Genomic DNA, 20,880 nt, shown 5'->3' with positions numbered 1-20,880 from the left:
AGCGCTTTTAACCAACCAGCAGATTAAACGGCTGTGGCGGACGGTGCTTTGTTGCTGTCACTCGGTGCTAATGTCATGCGATACAATTTTGGTGCAGTCAGCATCATCAGAACCGCGATGATAGCAGTTACAATACCAATCTGCATAAACACATGGCTATAGATGGCCAGTGATGCATGGGCGTCAGTGATATCACTTGGCACAGCGGTCAATGCGGCAACTTTACCGGCGATCATCGCAGCAGCAGCGGTGGTCAGGAACCATGACCCCATGATGAAGCCCATAAGGCGCTGCGGCACTAATTGCGCCACCATTGCCAGACCCAGGCCAGAAATCATCAGTTCACCAATACTTTGCAATGCATAGCTGAGGATTAACCAATTGACAGAGACAATACCGTGTTCGTTAGCTAAGCTTGCGCCCCATGGCAGTACCAGGAAGGCAGCGGAGCAGAGCACCATGCCGAAGGCAAATTTGTGCGGCATGGGCAGGCTATCGCCCATTTTGTTATAGATTGCGGCCAGTATTGGGCTGGCAACCATAATCCAGAATGGGTTCAAAGCTTGAAATTGTTCCGGCTCGAAGTTAATCCCCAAGATGGAGTGTTCAACGTTATGAATGGCGAAGAAATTCAGTGATGTTGGCATTTGGCTGTACAACACAAAGAACACCACCGCTTCCAGCATCAACAGGAATGCCACAATCATTCTACGGCGCGCGATGCCGTGCAGTGAAAATGTCTCTTTGGCAAAAATACAGATGATGCCGAGAGACACCAGCGCCAGCGCCCAGCGGGCAACTATTTGGTTATGCAGCAGCCAACTGGACAGCGCAATCAGCGCTACCACGCCGACCAGTACCATCAGCAGCTTTTTAAATTGCAACGGCGCGAAGTCAGGTTTAGAACCTTGATTTTTCACCCATTTACGGCAGAACCAGAAGTTCACCAGAGTGATTAGCATCCCAATAACACTCAGTGAAAATGCGACGCTCCAGCCATATTTCACTGCCAACCATGGGGTTGCCATCATAGAGAAGAACGAACCTATGTTGATGGACATATAGTACATGGTGAATGCACCGTCCAAACGCGGGTCGTCTTTGTTATAGCAGGTTGACAGCAAGGAGGATGGGTTGGCTTTGAATAAACCATTACCAACAGCAATGGTTGCCATGCCCAGATAGACCCAGAAAATATCATGGCCGGAGTAGGCTATCATGGAATACCCCACCGCCAGCACCAGCGCACCCAGCACGATAACGCGTTTCGCACCGAGAACTTTATCCCCTAACCAACCACCAATGGCAACGAAGCCATAGACCAGGGCGCTGAAAGAGGAGAATAAGGTTATCGAATCGGCTTCGCTCATCCCGAGCATTTTTACCAGATAAACGGCCATGATCCCTTGCAGGCCGTAATAACCAAAACGTTCCCAAAGTTCTATAGAGAAGATCAGATAAAACGCTTTCGGTTGCTTGAAAGCATTCAAACTGATTTCGGGTTGACTGCCGTTTGGTGGCTGTTGGCTATCTTTTGGTTGTTGATGGTTGTTTGCTGTTGACACGGAAACCCCTGTTTTCACTACCTGACATAGATATAAATGACAGAAAAGACAAAAGTGAATGCGCGAGATGGCATCCTTTTGCGTTGTTATAAGATGTTTAGCGGCGGTTAATGTTCACTATCTTTGTCAACGAGACAAGGGTTTTGCAATGTTCTGTTACATTTATCCCAGTCAGCGCGATGCAGCTATGTTGCAAATGTTATGCAGAATTAACGTTTATGTTTTAGCTCTTTGGCGATTTTTTGTTTTGATTAAAAGCTGAACTGATTTTATTCAGGCATATATTCTGCTATTTACCCATTTCATGGTTCATATCGTTAAATGTATGTGAATAGCCAAATCAATATTGTGCTTATAATGAAAAGTCTGAAATTATCCAAAATTCGGTTAAATGTTAATCAGGCAAGTTCTTGAGTCGAGCAGCAAACTGAGTGCTGGATCCCAGAGTTATGTAAATTTTTGGTCTAAAAAACGGCAGTGCGGCAAAACACCGGATGGAAGCACGATGGTATACTGCATCGAATCATGAAAATCTGAGATTTTGTATGGATATCAAACAGCTTATCTATCTGTGTAATTTGGAGCGCGAACGGCACTTTGGTCGTGCAGCAGAAGCCAGCTTTGTCAGCCAGCCAACTTTGTCAATGCGCTTGAAAAATCTGGAGCGGGAGCTGGGTGTGCCACTGATAAACCGTGGCAATAATTTTGAAGGATTTACTGCTGAAGGTGAGCGAGTTTTAGCCTGGGCGAGAGAAATTGTCTCTGTCTATCAAGGATTAAAGCTGGAGGTGGAATCACTTAAGCACGGTCTGAATGGCACGCTACGGATTGGTATAGTGCCGCAATGCAGCATTTCATTGGCGCAATTGCTGAAAAGCGCCAGTGAGCGCTACCCCCATCTGGACTATCGGGTCTCAGTGTTAAGTGCTGATCAACTGCTGGAAGCCCTGACGGGGCACTCGGTTGATGTGGGAATCGGTTTTTTCGAACTGAGCACTTTGAATGAACTGCATTTTCAAGCTCAACCGCTCATTGATGGCGGGGTTGAGTTGCTATTCCACCCGGAACATTTCCCTGAATTGATTGGCACTGAGCCGCTAACCCTTTCCCAGGTAGCCGCATTGCCACTTTGTTTGGCGGAGCCGAGCCGCTATTTCCGCCGCTATCTGGATAATAATTTTCGCGATGCAGAGCTGTCATTACATATTCGGCTGGAAAGCACCTCTATCTTCCAATTGCTACAAGGGATTTTTGTCGGCTTGGGCTGTGGTTTATTCCCGCAAGGCAGTTTGCTGGAAGAAATGTCCCCGGCGTTACAGCGCAGGTCGGTGGAGATTCCTAAGATGAACCGCCATGCTGCGGTGGTGGTAGCTGAGCCAGGGCGGGTGACACCGCTGGCCCAGCACTTCTTTGATGTTGCCCAAGAATGGCTCATTATCCACCGAGAATAATGGTAGCAACGGGGCTTGAGTCAAACAGTTTGCCCCAGTGTATGGCGTAGGCGGTTGGCCCAGCCCGCCGAGGCAATACAAAAAATAATACTGAGTAGCTGTTTATCACTGAGACCCAAGGCCAGCAACGGGCTAATATGCTGGTGGCTAAAGCGCTCCGGGGCGCGGGTCAGCTCGGCCGTAACAGAGATAAGCTGATGAGTCATTTGTTTATTGGGCAGGGCGGCTAACGCACTGTCAATCAAAGCCGAATTAATCCCCATCTGTAGCGCGGCTAATAATGAGTTATTTCTGGGCAGTTGTTGCAAATTATGCTGATGCCGGGTTTGGCAATAGAGGCTGCCGTTGATTCGGGCACTGACCAGCGAGACTAATTCCTGCCAGTCAGATTCGCTGGTCGGTGAAAAGGGAACTCGCGCTGGGTTATCTAACTGCGCGGTAATCGCGTTATAGGCTGACAAACTCTCTTGATGGTATGCGAGCAGTTGGTTGAGTGTGACCTCGACATCAACCGGTGATTCTTCTGCGGTAATAGACTCATTTTCCGCCAGTGAGGGCAGCCAACCTTGCCATTGTGGCTGACTTTCGGGTAATGGGCTTGAGGGGGCATCCTCCATCCGCGGGAAACCGGGCAGCATGACGGTCGGATAACCCGCTTGAGCAGAAAAACCGGCGACAACTCTGGCCTGAAAACCGATAAAACCAATTATCTGCGATAAAACAATAATATCTGCATTTGTCAGCCCCACCTCTGCTAACTGTTGCAGCGCATGCCGGTCAATCAAGGTCGGCTGGCTGGCGAGTTGGCGTGCATACTGGGTGATTTGTGTGAGCCGTATATTACTTTCCCGCGAGGCATCCGGGCTGGAAAGTGGGGTGAGGCGGGCGGCATAGTGGCTGCATAATCGTTGGACTCCGGTAACCTGAGCAACAGTCAAGGCGCTACTTAACCGGTCATACAGAGAAAAGGTATTTTCGGGGTCTAACGCCACAACCGGAGGGAAAAGCGCCTGATACATGGCATCTGAAGCAGATAAAATTGCGGCATGGTGTTGTAAGATATCGCCTAAAGGGGTGGGGATATCGTTGGCTAAGCCGAGCAGGAAGACACCTTGTTCAATGAGGTTTTCACCATGATAGGGATTGCTGATGTTACCGCTATGTGCCGTGTCATTTTCGTCGGTAATTTGCGCGCTAATAGCCCGGCCACTGCGCTGAGTTTCATGATACCAATGAGCATTATCTTGCCGTCTAAATTGTACCATAGTGACCTCCAAGTTAAGGGCAGCAACACGCCAAAGTTAAAAAATGTGGGTGACACGCCGCAGCCCCTTGCGACGGGTGCGGATGAATGATGAACAGGGCGAGTCGCGGGGTATCTGGTTGGGCGTTATGGCAGAAGCGGGGGTTCAGCATCGGCGAAATATCCTGTTGTTTTATAGAATGAACACAGTGGATATCATTACCGATTGGGTTTGCGAGATAAAATAACGTTAAACCATAATCAATAACCAAAAGTAATAACATATTATTATATATAACAAAAATGTCATTACGTTAGCCAGTAACCGGGTAAAGGGCAGCTTAGGAGTATAAAAAAACCGCGATCAAGAGATCGCGGAGTCAGATTCAATATCGCCAAAACCGAGTTGGCGTTCATGGTCAGCAGTGAGTCAGTCAGAAGTTCGCGGTATCCCGCCGCCAAGCATCTGCGGTGAGCGCTTCACCAAAATGACTGGAAATCAATCGTTTGGTCAAGTCATGCAAGGGCGCAGCCAGCACTTCGGCGGTACTGCCGCGCTCCACCACCGCCCCTTCATGCATCACAATCACCTGGTCACTGATATGTTTCATCATACCCAAGTGCTGGGTTACATAAATATAGGATATGCCGTGTTTTTCCTGTAATTCCAACATCAGATTAATAATCTGTGAGCGCATGGACATATCCAACGAGGCCAAAGCTTCATCGGCAACAATCACTTTAGGTTGCAGGATCAAGGCCCGCGCCAGTGCGATCCGCTGCTTTTGGCCGGAGGCTAACATATGAGGATAATAATTAGCATGATCCGGCAACAGCCCCACTTGGCGTAACGTCTGGTAAATGCGCTGTTCGCGTGCCGCGGCATCTAAATCGGTATTCAGTTTCAGCGGCGCATCCAGCAATTGACCAATACGCTGACGGGGGTTCAATGAGGTGCTGGGGTCTTGGAAAATCATCCGGATACGCTGGCTGCGATAAGCATAATCGCCATACACCAGACGATGGTCATCAATCAGCAATTCACCGTCGGTCGGCTCAATCATGCCCGACAACATTTTCGCCAAGGTGGATTTACCCGAGCCATTTTCACCAATCACCGCCAGAGTCTGGCCTTCGCGCAAGGTAAAACTGACCGATTTAACCGCCTCGACATGTTGACGGCGAAATAATCCGGTACGATAACGGAAAGTTTTGCTCAGATTTCGGACTTCGAGCAACGTCTCGGCCATTATTGCTCCTCCAGATTTAAGGGGAAGTGGCAGGCAAAGGCGTGGTTTTTCACCAAGCGCAAGCGCGGTGTTTCAATGCAGGTTTTCTGTGCATAAGGGCAACGCGGCCCCAGACGGCAGCCAATCGGCAAATGTTCCAGCGACGGAATGGCTCCCGGCAAAGTATTCAGCCGACTTTTATGTGGCAGAGCGCGACCAAAGTCGGGCATGGCGCGGATTAGCGCTTGAGTATAAGGATGGTGCGGGGTAGCCAACAGATCTTCGCAAACTGCACTTTCTACAGTCTGACCGCAATACAGCACATTAACCCGAGTGGCCCATTTGCTCATCATCTGTAAATCATGGCTTATCAGCAAAATCGTGGTGTTGTTATTTTGATTAAGTCGCGCCAGCAGGCGGAAAATTTGCGCTTGAGTGGTCGGTTCCATCGCATTGGTCGGCTCATCGGCAATCAACAAGCGGGGCTGATTAGCCAGCGCGATAGCAATCATCACTTTTTGGCATTCGCCTTCTGTTAACTCATAAGGATAACTGCGCATAATATCTTTATGGTCTTTAATCCCCACCCGGTGCAGCAGCTCGATGGCCCGACGTTTGCGCCAATGAAATCGTTGCCACCAGCGGCCTTTGTATGTCCAACCGGGGATAGCTTGCACCAATTGCTGACCAATACTTTCGGATGGGTCCAGACAAGATTGCGGTTCCTGAAAAATCATCGAAATATTATGGCCGATTACCTTGCGGCGCTCACGCGGAGTCAATTGCAATAAATCAATGTCATCAAAACGAAAGCGGTCAGCGGTAATGCGCCAATTGTCTTTGCTCACTCCACAGATGGCTTTAGCAATCAAGCTCTTACCTGACCCTGACTCGCCGACCAGCCCGCGAACCTCACCCTCAGTCAGGGTAATACTGATGCGGTCAACGGCTTTCACCATTCCTTCAGCGGTCATAAACTCAATCGTGAGGTTGCGAATATCAAGTAACGGCATTATTCGACTCCATATTATTCAACACCCGCATTAATCGCCCGGCGCATACCATCACCTAATAGGTTAACCAACAACACACTGACCAAAATGGCTCCGCCGGGCAGCATTACTGTCCACGGGGCGACATAGACTAAATCCAGCGAGTCCCCGAGCATCGCGCCCCATTCCGGCGAGGGTAATTGTGCGCCCAAATCGAGAAAACCCAATGCCGCAATATCTAAAATCGCCATCGATAACGCCCGGGTAAATTCAGTGACTAACACCGATGCAATATTAGGAAAAATGGCGTAGGCCAAGATATGCGGGGTGGAAGCGCCGTCCAGACGAGCGGCAATCACATATTCTTTATCCAGTTCATCATGCACGGCGCTATAAATGGTGCGCACCATGCGGGGTAACAGTGCCAGCCAGACGGCGAACATCGCGTGCTCTAAACTGGGGCCGACAAAGGCCACCACAATGATGGCCAGCAACAGTGATGGAATAGAGAGCAATGTATCCAGCACGTGATTAAGAATCGCCGAACGAAAACCATGGGTGATGCCCGCAAAAACCCCCAACACCACGCCACACAGGGCTGCCGCCACCGTCACCAGCAGCGCGGAGCCGTAAGTCGATGCCGCACCGGCCAATAAGCGGCTTAAAATATCGCGCCCTAAATCATCAGTGCCCAGAAAGAAAGAGACATTACCGTAGCGTGACCAGGAAGGCGGCAGTAATTGGTAGCCCAAAAACTGTTGGTCGAGGGCATAAGGGGCCAGAGTGCTGCCCAACAGACACAGGGCCAACAACCCCAGGACACCGTAAAACCCCACCATCGCCAGGCCATCAGCATAGAAAAGCCGCCAGGTATACAACAGCGGGCTGGGCATTTTCTTCTCGCGGTAGACATTATCGAAGGGCATACCATTCCTTATGCTTTAACGGCGTCATCATCGCGCCCAGAATATCCGATAGCACATTAACAACGATAACCAACGAGCCGACTACCATCACTCCTGCGGAGATAGCGGCGTAATCTTGTTGACGAATGGCGTTGATAAGCCAGCGGCCTAGCCCCGGCCAGTTAAAAACCACTTCGGTTATCATCGCCAATGTCAGCATGGTTGAGAACTGCAAGCCCAATTTCGGAATGATGGGGGGCAACGCATTGTGCAGGACATGGCGGTGAATAATGGTGAAGCGGGATAAACCTCGGGTGGCCGCCGCCTTAATGTAGTTTTGCCCGATAACATCATCGGTGCTGGTGCGCATTAAGCGGATAACTTCTGTGGTGGGGGCCACGGCTAAAGCCGTGATGGGCAAAATCATGTGCTCAAGCGCACTGAGCATCATCTCTTTACGATAGGGCGAGGTTGATAACCAGGCATCGACCAAGGCCAGCCCGGTGACGGGTTTGACTTGATACAAGAGATCAAACCGCCCAGAGACTGGCAGCCAGCCCAAGTGCAGTGAAAAGAACAGCATCAATAACAGCGCTAGCCAAAACACCGGAATAGAGAAACCAAGAAGCGCAATTGAGCTAATGGCAATATCAGCAAATTTGCCGCGCATCACCCCGGCAATAATTCCCAGCGGAATGCCGACAAACAGGGCCAGAGTAAAAGCTAAAACACAGAGTTCCATGGTGGCGGGGAAAGCTTCGCGTAATTGCTCACTGATCGGCTGACCATTAATGCTGGAAACACCAAAATCCCACTGGAACAAGCTGCTGAAATAGAACTGGTAAGCATCCAATAGCGATGCGCCGCTTAACGGGCCGTGAGGGGTAAAATAGCTCAGACTAAAACTGACTAATGACAACATAAACAACGTTATCACCAGCAGCAATAAGCGCCGTAACGTAAAGATTATCATGGCTTTTTACCCTCGTCGCTCTGACTTCCGCGAGATTGACTTTCGCGAAACACACCGGCAAAAGAAGAATTACCAAACGGGCTTAACACTAAACCTTTAATATCATATCGGTATGCTTGCAACCGTAAGGATGACGCCAAGGGCAACAATGGTAGCTGTTGCTCCAGAATACGCTGGGCCTGCTGATAATATTCAATACGTGCCGATAATTGCTGGGAACGTAAGGCTTTTTGCAGTAATTCATCAAATTCAGGGTCACACCAGTGAGCATAGTTTGTTTGCGAACGAATTGCTGCACAGCTTAATAATGGGCGGAAGAAACTGTCCGGGTCATTACTGTCGGTTGACCAGCCAGAGAGTGTTAGGTCGTGGTTCATCTCCATCAGGCGAGCTTCCTGGAAGCGGCCTTCGACTGGCACGATATTCACCGTAATCCCGACTTGCGCTAAATCGGCCTGTATTAACTCGGCTGTTTTTAATGGGCTGGGGTTATAGGACTGCGATGCCGTCGGCACCCATAAGTTGAGTTGCAGTTTAGTGATGCCCAGTTCTTTGAGAATTTCTTTGGCTTTTTCTGGATTATATTCAGTTACTTGAGCCTGATTATCATAAGCCCAGGATGCTCGAGGTAAAATGGACGCTGCGGTCTCAGCTGTACCGTAATAGATTGATTGCATCAATCTTTGGTTGTTGATTGATAAAGCTATGGCTTGCCGGACGCGTTGGTCATTTAGCGGCGGTTTGCGGGTATTAAAGGCCAAATAGGCGACGTTCATTCCTGGGCGTAGCGTCAGGCGCAGGCGGGGATCATCGCGTAAAATAGATAACTGGCTCGCGGCTGGATAGGCCAATACATCACATTCGCCGGTCAATAATTTGGATAACCGACCGGTTCCTCCTACGCCCAAGTCAATGACGACCTGCGGCATGCGCGGCAAACCTTTCCAATAGTCACTGTTACGGGACAAGCGGATATATTGCCCAGACCGATATTCGTTTAACAAGAAAGGGCCAGTGCCGACTGGTTCGCGGTCAATTTGTTCTTGTCGGCCCTTTTGGGCTAAGACATCAGCATATTCAGCTGAAAGCACTGGCGCATAATGGGTCGCCAGATGCCAAAGAAAGGACGCATCGGGGGCTTTCAGTTTAAATTCAACCGTATAGTCATCAAGCTTTTGGACACTTTGTACCGCGTCAGCAAATTGCAAGCTATCAAAGTAGGGATATTCACCACCGTTGACATCATGATAAGGATGCTTTGGATCAAATACTCGCTGAAAACTGAAAACGACGTCATCAGCATTCATTTTTCGCGTGGGAGTAAACCAATCAGTGGTCTGGAAAGGAACATCTTTACGCAAATGAAAACGGTAGGTCGCGCCGTTATCCAGCACTTGCCAGCGCTCTGCTAATTCAGGAATTAACCGGTAAGTATAAGGGTCGACATCCAGCAAACGGTCATAAAGCTGCGCCGCGAGAGTGTCGACGGTTAATCCGCTACTGGCCATCTGTGGGTTGAAAGTATTCAGTATCCCACTGACACAATAGACAAAACCACGCTGGCGGATATCCGGCAGTGGTTGAGTGGGGGCGGCGGCCGGGGTAGGTTGCGCCAGTGCTGGGGTCGCAAGGCAAGCCAGCGACAGCATCCAAATCGACAGCATCCAAATAAATAAAGCACGCATAAACGCTTCGCAGTCAGTAAGCAATACTCTCATTGTACCGTAATCTGACACTCCCCCCAATCCATTGAGCAAAACAACTGTGCCGTCTGCTGCTTGTTGCAGCAATAAACAGTAAATGATGGTTTATTCATTGGGAAATCATGGATGTCTATCGTTAGGCGGAGAGATATTTTATTCTGAGGTCGCGCATAATCTCATCATAATCAGTATGGTAATGAGAAAAATTCTCAACAAAGTGTTTGCAAGTGCTATTGATAACCATTATCATCGCTTTGCTCTTCGGGATAAGGCCTAAAGTTTCAGGCTTTTGACAGAAAAGCACGACATTGCTCACATTGCTTCCAGTGTTTTTTAAGCCAGCTCGGGTGCTGGCTTTTTTTTTGCCTATGACTCACCCATACATTAATAGCAAGTATAAAACCCAGCAATCTCTCCCTTGGTATTTATAAGTTTTATTTATATATAAAGGGATTTTGGTTTATAAAATACCATGATTTTGAGATATATTTTTCTTGATCATTTTATGTTTATTTATATTTTAGCTGGTTGAGAATTAGATATTAATATACTTCATGAGAGGTTGTTAATGATATTAGTTAAATTTATCACATTATGCTTAGTGAGTATTCTGATAATGTCTAATAGCAAAGCCAAACCACCGGATATTGTCTGGCGAGTTGATACGCGCGGTTTGGAGGATATATTCAATAATGGTTTTAGTGCGGCGGGTGATAATGATAATGTTGTTGAGCATCTCACTGGCAGAAGTTGTCATCATCATGGTGGCGGGCTAATTAGTAGTTCTTTTATTTCGACGACATCTAATCGCGGTTTTGCTTATCGTTATGCTGAGCGAATTTTGCGTGGTATGGATGCGCAGGGTGATGTTCATGCCCAAGTCTATATTTATCAAATTCGGGCAACTGAAAATATGTATAGCGCAGGCACTACGTTAGAGTTTTTATTGCAGGGCGATGACCATGGCCAACATCACGAAATATCGAGAATATTACGCTATACACCCTATTTATCCGAGTGGATGGCGCATCGCAGAATCGAACCAGAGCAGATAGCCACTCAAACCGCCTATTATATATATCGGGGTGCAATACGCAGTGAATCTAACCTCCACAACACCCGATTTGTACAAACACGATCAACAGCTAATGATGGGCCATTTCCCACGGTGTATACCCGAAGGCCAGTAATGCGATGGGCGCGTAGCTGGGTGATGAGGTTAGGAACCAACCCCATGGTAAATGCATGCTTTGGTAATTTAGAACATACAGAATTCAAACGGGATATTCATGGTAGCCGAGGAGGAGATAACAGAATGTTCATGTTAGTAACAATTTTGTAGTCATAAATTAATATTTTCATTCATCAGAAAATATAATAGAGATTAACTCATGAAACTAATCAACTATAGTCTTGTATTTATTATTTCCATATTCAATAGCGTTAGTTTTGCAGTTATGCCTGGTAGTTTACAATCACAATGTGATGCTGATAATGGCACTATGATTTATAATAAGGTGATACAGAAATTTAATATGAGTGTGATGTGGCGTCCTGGAAAATCTCCAATGAATGCTGTTAATATAAAAATTAATGATAGCTGGTACGGTGCCATTGCAGAAGATACAACGTATGGTGATTCGTCCAAAGGGCTGTCCAACTTTGCCCAAGCCGCTTATCTAATTAATTTAACAGTTAATGTTTGTGTGAAAGATAAGTACCTCCGTGGAGTGGAAGGTGTTAATTAGATCTCCATCAGATGAGTATATTCACATTGGCCTGAATAGTTTGCGCATGATTTTATTATTGTGGTTCATTTTCTCCCGTTAATATTGCATGTTTTTTTAGCATGCCACGTAATTGATGGTAAGTTAATCCTAACAGGCTGGCGGCCTTACGCTGATTAAACCGCGCTTGTTCCAAGGCCTGTTGGAGCATGTGATATTCGCTGTTATGTAGCCAATGTTTAAGATTAAGGGGCAGGGAGGGTAATTCGCCGGTTGCGGTGCCAGGATTATTGCTCTCGAGACTTTCATCTTCTCTGCTTGGCCGGCGAGCAAAGGGATCAATAATAATATTATCCAACGCCTCATTATTATCGCCATGGCGATATACTGAGCGCTCGACCACATTCTTCAGCTCACGAACATTGCCCGGCCAACGATATCCTAACAATTGCTGTTTGGCTTGAGGCGTAAAACCAGGGAACAATGGCAAACCTAATTCCCGACACATTTGAATAGCAAAATGCTCTGCCAGCAGCATAATGTCTTGCTGACGCTCACGTAACGGCGGCAGCTGCACCACATCAAATGCCAGGCGGTCGAGTAAGTCAGCGCGGAATTTCCCTGCGGCTGCGAGTGCGGGCAAGTTATCATTGGTCGCGCACACTAAACGCACATCCACCTGTAAGGGTTGGCTGCCACCCACCCGCTCCAGATGACCATATTCAATCACCCTTAATAGTTTTTCCTGTACCAACATCGGCGCAGTGGCCAGTTCATCTAAAAATAGCGTGCCCCCGTCGGCGCGTTCAAAGCGGCCAAGATGACGTTTTTGCGCGCCAGTAAAAGCCCCAGCCTCATGGCCGAACAACTCTGAATCGAGTAAGTTTTCATTCAGTGCGGCGCAGTTGAGTGAAATGAACGGCCCTTGCCAACGGTCTGATAAATAATGCAAACGATGGGCTATCAGCTCCTTGCCGGTTCCCCGCTCACCAATCACCAACACGGGCTTATTCAGTTTTGCCAGCCCGGAAACTTGCTCCAGCACCTCAACAAAAGAGTTTGCTTCGCCTAACAGGTTTTCTATTTGCTCGCTCATGATGAAATTCGCCAATAGTTGGTGAGAATAATCACTCTACCTTTTATTCTCAAACAGTCAAAAATATTTTTTTGTTATTTTTCAGCTTATTAACTTTCACTAAAAGTTGGCACGACTCTTGATATATCACTATCGAGATTATATGAAGCGGCGCAACCAAACGCCAACTTCAGTTTAAAAAAACTAACTTCAGTTAAAAGAACCAATAAGTTAAAAGAGGATGTAATTATGGGTATTTTTTCTCGTTTTGCCGATATCGTGAATGCCAACATCAATACATTACTGGATAAAGCCGAAGATCCGCAGAAGTTAGTGCGGTTGATGATTCAGGAAATGGAAGATACGTTGGTAGAGATTCGCTCAACATCAGCTCGTGCACTGGCTGAGAAAAAACAATTGCTGCGGCGTATTGATCACAGTGAAAGTCAGCAACAAGAGTGGCAGGATAAAGCCGAACTGGCTTTGCGCAAAGATAAAGAAGATTTGGCCCGCGCCGCCCTGATTGAAAAGCAAAAAGTGGCGGCGCTGATTGATACGCTGACTCGTGAAGTCGCGACCGTTGATGAAACACTCAACCGGATGAAGCACGAAATTACGGAGCTGGAAAGTAAACTGACTGAAACTCGGGCCAGACAGCAAGCTCTGACACTGCGCCATCAAGCTGCGGCATCTTCTCGCGATGTTCGCCGTCAGTTAGACAGTGGCAAGCTGGATGAGGCGATGGCACGTTTTGAACAGTTTGAGCGCCGTATCGACCATATGGAAGCAGAGGCTGAAACCGTGGGTATCGGCAAACAAAAATCACTGGAAAGCCAATTTGCTGAACTGAAAGCGGATGACGAAATCAGCAATCAACTGGCGGCTCTGAAAGCAAAAATGAATTCAGCTCAGTAAGTTGGCACTCAATTGCAGAAAAATACCGGGCGGGCCGTCGGGAGAAAGGCGGCCTGCTATGACGACAACGCGGATACCCGCGAGCATAAATTTAAGGGGAATGAATGAGTATCCTGTTTCTTGCTATACCGCTGACCATTTTTGTGCTGTTTGTTGCGCCGATTTGGTTATGGCTGCATTACAGCAATCGCCAGCAAAGTGGTGCTCAACTCAGCCATCAGGATATGCAACGGTTATCGCAGTTAACTGACGATGCCCGTCGGATGCGTGAGCGTATTCAGACTTTGGAAGAAATTCTTGATGCGGAGCATCCGAACTGGAGGCAATCATAATGGGCGATATGTTTAAAAATAATTCATTTAAAAACGATTCATTTAAAAACAATATGTTAAGTAAGAAGAAACTCTATCGCGTGCCCGAAGAGGGGATGGTCAAAGGTGTTTGTGCCGGGTTGGCGCATTACTTTGATATTCCGGTGCGATTAATTCGCGTGATGGTGGTGTTGTCGCTATTCTTTGGCCTGTTTGTTTTCACTATTGCGGCTTATATCGTGCTGACTTTTATGCTGGAACCGGCACCTGCGTCTAGTTTCAGTGCGCATAAGGAAGCAACACCGCGCCAGCTTCTCGACCAGTTAGAATATGAATTGAGCGCTGGGGAGCAACGCTTGCGCCAGGTCGAGCGCTATGTGACTTCCGAAACTTTCGGAGTACAGAGCCGTTTTCGTCAGTTGTAATGTGACCCATTCATTTCACAGTGAAGCCTGCCGGAGGGCATAAATATGAACAATAACTCTGCTCGTCCCCGCGCAGGTGTAGTATTAACTACACTAATTAAAATAATTTTTAGTGTTGCTTTGACCTATGGCCCAGCGGGTGCCGCGGGCTTTATCGTCAAGAATGTCAGCCGTAAACCCTTGCGTTGGTTACTGCTGATGATGCTGGAACCCATGCTGAAACGTGCGATGGGAGCAGCGGTGGGCCAATTTGCTAAGGAGAAGCATGAAACGACTGCAAAATGAGATTACATCATTGGTTAATCGCGGGATGGATAGACATCTGCGGTTGGCTGTAACCGGCCTGAGCCGCAGCGGGAAAACCGCTTTTATCACTTCTTTAGTGAATCAATTACTTCATGTTCACAGCGGCGCACGTTTACCGCTGTTTTCTGCTGTGCGCGAAGAGCGCCTACTCGGCGTGAAGCGGGTGCCGCAACGAGATTTGGGCATTCAGCGCTTTCGGTACGACGAAGGGCTGGCCTCTTTATATGGTACACCGCCAAATTGGCCGACTCCGACCCGTGGCGTCAGTGAGATTCGTTTGGCGCTGCGTTTTCGTTCCAGCGATTCTCTTTTGCGCCATTTTAAAGAGACCTCGACCTTGTATCTGGAAATTGTCGATTATCCGGGTGAATGGTTGCTGGATTTACCCATGCTGGAACAAGATTATTTAAGTTGGTCGCATCAAATGGCGGGCTTGTTACAAGGTTCCCGTGCTGAGTGGGCTAAACCCTGGCTGGCGCTGTGTCAGCAGTGTGATCCGCTGGCCCCTGCCGATGAAAATCAACTGGCGGCGATTGCTCAGGCTTATACTGATTACCTGATTCGTTGCAAAAATGAAGGGCTGCATTTCATTCAGCCGGGGCGGTTTGTGCTACCGGGTGATATGGCGGGGGCACCTGCATTGCAGTTCTTCCCATGGCCGGATGTGAGTGGCCTTGGTGAATCGCGGCTAGCTCAGGCCGATAAACACTCCAATTTGGGGATGTTACGCGCTCGTTTTAACTATTATTGCAACTCGGTGGTTAAAGGTTTTTACAAAGAGCATTTTGTGCGTTTTGATCGGCAAATCGTGCTGGTGGATTGTCTGCAACCGCTGAATAGCGGGCCGCAGGCGTTTAACGACATGCGCCTGGCTTTGACACAATTGATGCAGAGTTTCCATTATGGAAAGCGCACACTATTTCGCCGTTTATTCTCTCCGTGTATTGATAAGCTAATGTTTGCCGCCACCAAAGCCGACCATGTGACAGCCGATCAACACGCTAATTTGGTCTCTTTGCTGCAACAATTGGTACAGGAAGCTTGGCAGAATGCTGCATTTGAAGGGATCAGCATGGATTGTGTCGGGTTGGCCTCGGTGCAGGCGACGGAAAGTGGAATTGTTGACCATCAGGGGCAAAAAATTCCCGCGTTACGCGGTCACCGATTGGGCGATGGTCTGCCGCTGACGGTCTTCCCCGGCGATGTTCCTGCGCGTTTGCCCGGCCCCGCTTTTTGGCAGCAGCAAGGGTTCCATTTTGACGAGTTTCGCCCTCAAACCGTACATGTTGACAGCCCGTTACCGCATATTCGTCTCGACGCGGTAATGGAATTCTTATTGGGAGATAAACTGCGATGAGCGAACCTTTAAAACCACGGATCGATTTTGAGCAGCCGTTGCAACCCTTAGATGAGCCAGTATTAAAAGCCGCACAGGCTTTTGACCAACATGCCGCTGAGAATTTCTATCCAGCGGCCCCGGAACTGGACGCAGAAAATGAAGAAGGTCGGGTAGAGGGGTTGGTTAATGCCGCATTGAAACCCAAACGCAGCTTGTGGCGCAAAATGGTCACGGTGGGGTTGGCACTCTTTGGTGTCAGTGTAATTGCTCAGTCAGTGCAATGGGTCAATCAGGCCTGGCAACAGCAGGATTGGATTGCGCTGGGAGCCACTACGGCCGGAGGGCTTATCGTGCTGGCGGGAGTTGGCTCGGTGGTGACGGAGTGGCGGCGGTTATATCGCCTACGGCAACGGGCAGAAGAGCGTGATATTGCACGAGAACTTCTGGTGAGTCACGGAATCGGCCAAGGGCGCGTATTTTGTGAAAAGCTGGCGCGTCAGGCGGGGCTGGATCAAGGGCATCCGGCACTTCAGCGCTGGCATGCTTCGCTACATGAAACTCATAATGATCGCGAAGTTGTTGAATTATATGCCAAACTGGTGCAGCCTTCACTTGATAATCTGGCGCGGGCTGAAATCAGCCGCTATGCCGCTGAGTCGGCATTAATGATTGCCGTCAGCCCATTGGCACTGGTCGATATGGCATTTATCGCATGGCGAAATATTCGTCTAATTAATCGTATTGCCGCTTTGTATGGTATTGAGTTGGGGTATTTCAGCCGCCTGCGTTTGTTCCGTTTGGTGTTGCTCAATATCGCCTTTGCGGGTGCCTCTGAATTGGTGCGTGAGGTTGGCATGGATTGGTTATCGCAAGATTTAGCCGCGCGTTTGTCGGCACGTGCCGCGCAAGGTATTGGGGCGGGGTTGTTAACTGCCCGACTGGGTATTAAAGCGATGGAATTGTGCAGGCCATTACCGTGGTTAGGAGATGATAAACCCAAATTGGGGGATTTCCGCCGGCAGTTGATCAGCCAGTTGAAAAATACATTACCAAAGAAAGATAAAGCGACTCCGTAATAAAAACTATTTCAGCCGTGGGTCAAAGGCAAAAGAGAGTGGTTTAACACTGTTTAAGCAAGCTTGAAAATCTTTATGCCGAGGGTTGAGCAGTAGATTGTTTTCTGACGGCACCAGAGTGGATGGAACCAGTAATGCAAGTGATGATTCCAGCTCTAACCATTCGGTGCCGATATCCATTGTGGTCGCCGGCGCGGGATCACTGCGCCAGTCAGCAGGCCAATCTTGCGGCTGAAGTAACAGAATATGGCTATCTTCGATTTCAATCTGGAATAGCTCGAACTCGCTCAGCGTTGAGCTGTCTTGGATATGCACCAATGTTTCCAGCATCGCCAAAGACACACTGCTGGCTAAGTAGATGGCGGCGTGCCCCTTATGATTCCAACGGCCACCATAGATTTCGGCGCCATAACCGGTCCAGGTTGACGCCAGATAACGGCGCATCACAATACGGTAGAACTTCATAAGTGCCAGCCTATTGGGGCTTTATTCATAATCTACAGATCCTTATAGTTTACTATCCCTTTGGCCTATTCCTTGCGCCACTGAGTTATGAAAATACGCCGTGCTCCAAACGCCCAATTAAATCACAGACTTCCAGTGCACCGGTTTCCGTTTCCAGCAAGGAGTCGGGGCTGCGGTGACCAAGACCTTTAATCGGGGTAGACATCCAGGCGATAGCTTTGCCCTTATCACCGCCAAATAGATCAACTGCGGCATCCATTACCCGGACGAAACGGGCAATTCGCTCACTCTCTTCAGGGGTGAAACGGCCATCATGTGTGCGTCTACGGGTCAGACTGCGGCTGGGAATACCCGTGGCCCGCAATATTTCAGCTTTAGGGATAGAAGCCCATAAATGGATGCCGTCAATAACATCAACTGAAAAACCCATTTTGATACTATCGACCAATACAGTGCCGCGGCTGGCGGGCAAACCAATCTCTCGCCATAGCGCCCCAGTTTTGGTCGCTGGGGTCGGGTGATATGCTCTCATGTAACCTCCTCGGTCAATTGGCTATGTATACTATAGCCAGATGGCCGATATAAAGCAAAGTGTCACCTGTTCTTGACGAGGATGTTGACGCTACTTATCATTATATTATTCTAACTTATTGCTATAAAAAGTAATAACTCGCTATATATGATGGCTATAGGGGTTGATCCTCTTATCTTGGTGAGTTTGATTGGATAAAAAAAATAGCGAAAAGCCGATTCCTGTCAACTTTTGCTGACAGACTGCTTCATCAGCAAGGGGGGACAGGGTATTATCATAGGCAGATATTCCGCACCTGCCATATATAAGGGCGATACTGATGCGCTTGGAAGTTTTTTGCGAAGACCGAATCGGTCTCACGAGAGAGTTGCTTGATCTCTTGGTTTTACGCGGTATTGACTTACGCGGGATCGAAATTGATCCGATTGGCCGTATTTATCTGAATTTCTCACAGCTGGATTTCAGTGTATTTAGTGCATTAATGATGGACATCCGGCGTATTGATGGTGTTACCGATGTTCGCACCGTCTCCTTTATGCCATCAGAGCGGGAGCACCGCTCACTGCGGGCACTGCTTGAATCCATGCCAGAGCCGGTATTTTCTATCGATTTAAAAGGTAACCTTGAGTTAGCTAATCCCGCTGCCCGCGAGTTGTTTTCCCTCAATGAGGAGAAAATTCGTCATAAAACAGCAGGTAGCCTACTGGGGGGATATAACTTTGCCCGTTGGTTTGAAGGTGGAGAAACCGCGCCTCATACCGAACGTGTGCTGATCAACAATCAGGATTACCTGCTGGAGATCACCCCGATTCAGCTAGAAGACGAAAACCAGCAGAATCAAACGGTGGGTGCTGTGGTCATGTTAAAATCCACTGCGCGCATGGGGCAACAACTGCAAACTTTATCAGTAAACGATGATACTGAATTTAAACAGATAGTTGCCACCAGCGTTAAGATGCGCCAAGTGCTTGAACAAGCACGTAAATTAGCGATGCTGGATGCGCCGTTACTGTTAATCGGTGATACCGGTACTGGCAAAGACTTGTTGGCTCGCGCTTGCCATTTGCGCAGCCCGCGCGGGAAAATGCCTTTCCTCGGCCTTAATTGTGCTTCCTTACCCGACGATGTGGTAGAAAGTGAGCTATTTGGCTATGCCGCCGGGGCTTATCCCAATGCAGTCGAAGGTAAAAAAGGGTTCTTTGAGCAAGCAAACGGCGGTTCAGTTCTCTTAGATGAAATCGGCGAAATGTCGCCTCGTATGCAAATCAAACTGTTGCGCTTCCTTAATGATGGAACTTTCCGCCGTGTCGGCGAAGAGCATGAGGTGCATGTCGATGTGCGGGTTATCTGTGCCACCCAAAAGAATTTAGTGGAATTAGTACAACGCGGTGAATTCCGTGAAGATCTCTATTACCGCCTCAATGTGTTGACCATCACTCTACCGCCGTTGCGTGAGCGACAAGCGGATATCATGCCCCTGACGGCGCTATTTGTTGCCCGTTTTTCTGACGAGCAAGGTGTGCCGCGGCCAAAGTTGGCGCCTGAACTGAGCAGTTTCCTGACAAATTATGGTTGGCCAGGTAATGTGCGCCAACTGAAAAATGCTATCTATCGTGCTTTGACGCAATTGGATGGAGCCGAGCTGCGGCCACAGGATATCGTCTTACCGGAGTTTGAAGTTGAAGCGGCGCTAGGGGATGAAGTGCTTGATGGCTCACTCGACGATATTAGTAAACGGTTCGAACGTTCTGTTTTAACTCGCCTTTATCGCAATTATCCGAGCACACGAAAACTTGCCAAACGGCTAGGGGTTTCTCACACCGCGATTGCCAATAAACTACGCGAATACGGTTTAAGCAGTAAACGGCCTGCCAGTGATGAAAGCGAAGAAGAATAAAGCGTGGCATAAGCTGCGATAACATCTATTGCTATAAAGACATAGATTGCTATAAAGACATAGATTGCTATAAAAAACGGCTGCACCCAGATGGGCCAGCCGTTTGTATTAAAACTAGACTTTATTAAACTAAAGTAGAGAAAATTACTTCAGTGCTGCTAAAGCGGCATCATAGTTTGGTTCGGTGGTGATTTCGTTAACTAACTCACTGTAGATAACTTTGTCTTGACCATCCAGAACCACGACAGCACGTGCAGTCAAACCTGCCAATGGGCCTTCAGTAATCGCTACACCGTAAGCTTGTTTGAAATCTGCGCCACGCAAAGTTGACAAGGTGGTGACGTTGCTCAGGCCTTCAGCACCGCAAAAACGGGATTGGGCAAATGGCAGGTCAGAGGAGATACAAAGAACGACAGTGTTCTCAAGTTCGCCAGCCAATTGATTGAATTTGCGTACGGACGCGGCACAAACACCGGTATCAATACTTGGGAAGATATTCAAAACTTTACGTTTACCCGCGAAGCTGCTCAGGGCAACATCGGATAAATCTTTCGCGACCAAAGTAAAATCTTTGGCTTTATCGCCGGGTTGTGGCAGTTGACCTGCAACGGTCACTGGATTGCCTTGGAAATGTACTGTCTGTGTCATTATTTGATCCCTTTTACAGATGTGTAACACGAAGTTCAGTTTAAGGTAACAATGGCAGCTTGGATATGAGAAATTTGCTAAATAATTCAGATTTTACTGACGT

At 48.1% G+C, this 20,880-nt stretch carries 22 protein-coding genes; 11 read left to right on the top strand and 11 right to left on the bottom strand.

What is annotated here, in order from left to right:
* Positions 1-23: 23 nt before the first annotated feature.
* Complete coding sequence (gene dtpA / locus OP863_RS10515; protein ID WP_038632689.1) at positions 24-1,565, bottom strand: dipeptide/tripeptide permease DtpA; 1,542 nt, start codon at positions 1,563-1,565, stop codon at positions 24-26.
* A gap of 545 nt (positions 1,566-2,110) precedes the next feature.
* Here dtpA and OP863_RS10510 point away from each other — a divergent pair.
* Entirely contained in the window at positions 2,111-3,016 is a 906-nt protein-coding gene (locus tag OP863_RS10510; RefSeq protein WP_145591381.1) for a LysR family transcriptional regulator, read from the top strand.
* A 20-nt stretch (positions 3,017-3,036) separates the two neighbouring features.
* Here the strand turns inward: OP863_RS10510 and OP863_RS10505 are convergent, their stop codons facing one another.
* A complete protein-coding gene (locus OP863_RS10505) occupies positions 3,037-4,281 on the bottom strand; it encodes a CMD domain-containing protein (RefSeq protein ID WP_265525236.1) in 1,245 nt (414 codons plus the stop codon).
* Positions 4,282-4,363: 82 nt separating this feature from the next.
* On the opposite strand from OP863_RS10505, the gene OP863_RS10500 reads away from it, so the two are divergent.
* Positions 4,364-4,507, top strand: a complete 144-nt coding sequence (locus OP863_RS10500) for a hypothetical protein (protein WP_155409527.1) — start codon at positions 4,364-4,366, stop codon at positions 4,505-4,507.
* 186 nt (positions 4,508-4,693) lie between these two features.
* Here OP863_RS10500 and sapF read toward each other — a convergent pair whose 3' ends face one another.
* The 5 genes from sapF to sapA are packed head-to-tail and all read right to left on the bottom strand — an operon-like array spanning position 4,694 to position 10,043.
* Positions 4,694-5,509, bottom strand: a complete 816-nt coding sequence (gene sapF, locus OP863_RS10495; protein WP_120011271.1) for a putrescine export ABC transporter ATP-binding protein SapF — start codon at positions 5,507-5,509, stop codon at positions 4,694-4,696.
* On the bottom strand, positions 5,509-6,501 hold the full coding sequence (gene sapD, locus OP863_RS10490) for a putrescine export ABC transporter ATP-binding protein SapD (RefSeq protein WP_145588941.1): 993 nt from the start codon (positions 6,499-6,501) through the stop codon (positions 5,509-5,511). The genes sapF and sapD overlap by 1 nt, the downstream gene beginning before the upstream one ends.
* 14 nt (positions 6,502-6,515) lie before the next feature.
* Positions 6,516-7,406, bottom strand: coding sequence for a putrescine export ABC transporter permease SapC (gene sapC / locus OP863_RS10485; RefSeq protein ID WP_038632699.1), 891 nt, complete (start codon positions 7,404-7,406; stop codon positions 6,516-6,518).
* Positions 7,393-8,358, bottom strand: coding sequence for a putrescine export ABC transporter permease SapB (gene sapB / locus OP863_RS10480; RefSeq protein ID WP_038632701.1), 966 nt, complete (start codon positions 8,356-8,358; stop codon positions 7,393-7,395). The genes sapC and sapB overlap by 14 nt, the downstream gene beginning before the upstream one ends.
* On the bottom strand, positions 8,355-10,043 hold the full coding sequence (gene sapA / locus OP863_RS10475) for an ABC transporter substrate-binding protein SapA (RefSeq protein ID WP_038632703.1): 1,689 nt from the start codon (positions 10,041-10,043) through the stop codon (positions 8,355-8,357). The genes sapB and sapA overlap by 4 nt, the downstream gene beginning before the upstream one ends.
* A 634-nt stretch (positions 10,044-10,677) precedes the next feature.
* Here sapA and ytxA point away from each other — a divergent pair.
* On the top strand, positions 10,678-11,403 hold the full coding sequence (gene ytxA / locus OP863_RS10470) for a putative AB5 enterotoxin ADP-ribosylating subunit YtxA (protein ID WP_265525235.1): 726 nt from the start codon (positions 10,678-10,680) through the stop codon (positions 11,401-11,403).
* A gap of 49 nt (positions 11,404-11,452) precedes the next feature.
* Positions 11,453-11,809, top strand: a complete 357-nt coding sequence (gene ytxB, locus OP863_RS10465) for a putative AB5 enterotoxin binding subunit YtxB (RefSeq protein WP_265525234.1) — start codon at positions 11,453-11,455, stop codon at positions 11,807-11,809.
* Positions 11,810-11,864: 55 nt separating this feature from the next.
* Here the strand turns inward: ytxB and pspF are convergent, their stop codons facing one another.
* A complete protein-coding gene (gene pspF / locus OP863_RS10460; protein ID WP_145509930.1) occupies positions 11,865-12,884 on the bottom strand; it encodes a phage shock protein operon transcriptional activator in 1,020 nt (339 codons plus the stop codon).
* Between the two features lie 228 nt (positions 12,885-13,112).
* Between pspF and pspA the strand changes: the two genes are divergently transcribed.
* The 6 genes from pspA to OP863_RS10430 all read left to right on the top strand — a co-directional run bounded on the left by pspA (position 13,113) and on the right by OP863_RS10430 (position 17,235).
* A complete protein-coding gene (pspA, locus tag OP863_RS10455) occupies positions 13,113-13,778 on the top strand; it encodes a phage shock protein PspA (RefSeq protein WP_050291690.1) in 666 nt (221 codons plus the stop codon).
* 104 nt (positions 13,779-13,882) lie between these two features.
* The gene (gene pspB / locus OP863_RS10450) at positions 13,883-14,110 is read left to right on the top strand and encodes an envelope stress response membrane protein PspB (protein ID WP_038632713.1); all 228 of its coding nucleotides are present in this window, start codon (positions 13,883-13,885) and stop codon (positions 14,108-14,110) included.
* Entirely contained in the window at positions 14,110-14,514 is a 405-nt protein-coding gene (pspC, locus tag OP863_RS10445; protein ID WP_416222812.1) for an envelope stress response membrane protein PspC, read from the top strand. Before pspB ends, pspC begins: the two co-directional genes overlap by 1 nt.
* A 45-nt stretch (positions 14,515-14,559) precedes the next feature.
* Positions 14,560-14,799 (top strand): phage shock protein PspD, encoded by a 240-nt coding sequence (pspD, locus tag OP863_RS10440; protein ID WP_038632715.1) that lies wholly within the window; start codon positions 14,560-14,562, stop codon positions 14,797-14,799.
* A complete protein-coding gene (locus OP863_RS10435) occupies positions 14,780-16,177 on the top strand; it encodes a YcjX family protein (protein ID WP_265525233.1) in 1,398 nt (465 codons plus the stop codon). Before pspD ends, OP863_RS10435 begins: the two co-directional genes overlap by 20 nt.
* On the top strand, positions 16,174-17,235 hold the full coding sequence (locus tag OP863_RS10430) for a YcjF family protein (protein ID WP_038632723.1): 1,062 nt from the start codon (positions 16,174-16,176) through the stop codon (positions 17,233-17,235). Before OP863_RS10435 ends, OP863_RS10430 begins: the two co-directional genes overlap by 4 nt.
* Before the next feature lie 6 nt (positions 17,236-17,241).
* On the opposite strand, the gene OP863_RS10425 is transcribed toward OP863_RS10430, so the two are convergent.
* Positions 17,242-17,700 carry an RES family NAD+ phosphorylase gene (locus OP863_RS10425; RefSeq protein ID WP_038632724.1) on the bottom strand — a complete coding sequence of 153 codons (459 nt, stop codon included), beginning with the start codon at positions 17,698-17,700 and terminating at the stop codon, positions 17,242-17,244.
* A gap of 85 nt (positions 17,701-17,785) precedes the next feature.
* Positions 17,786-18,232, bottom strand: coding sequence for a type II toxin-antitoxin system antitoxin Xre (gene xre / locus OP863_RS10420; RefSeq protein WP_038632726.1), 447 nt, complete (start codon positions 18,230-18,232; stop codon positions 17,786-17,788).
* Between the two features lie 319 nt (positions 18,233-18,551).
* Between xre and tyrR the strand changes: the two genes are divergently transcribed.
* Positions 18,552-20,129 (top strand): transcriptional regulator TyrR, encoded by a 1,578-nt coding sequence (gene tyrR, locus OP863_RS10415; RefSeq protein WP_145588948.1) that lies wholly within the window; start codon positions 18,552-18,554, stop codon positions 20,127-20,129.
* Positions 20,130-20,273: 144 nt separating this feature from the next.
* Here tyrR and tpx read toward each other — a convergent pair whose 3' ends face one another.
* Positions 20,274-20,777 carry a thiol peroxidase gene (gene tpx / locus OP863_RS10410; protein ID WP_038632730.1) on the bottom strand — a complete coding sequence of 168 codons (504 nt, stop codon included), beginning with the start codon at positions 20,775-20,777 and terminating at the stop codon, positions 20,274-20,276.
* Positions 20,778-20,880 lie beyond the last annotated feature (103 nt).

It is taken from the genome of Yersinia sp. SCPM-O-B-9106 (C-191) (assembly GCF_026183365.1).
Taxonomy (GTDB): Bacteria; Pseudomonadota; Gammaproteobacteria; order Enterobacterales; family Enterobacteriaceae; genus Yersinia; species Yersinia rochesterensis.
This window is presented reverse-complemented; position numbering and strand designations above follow the sequence as displayed.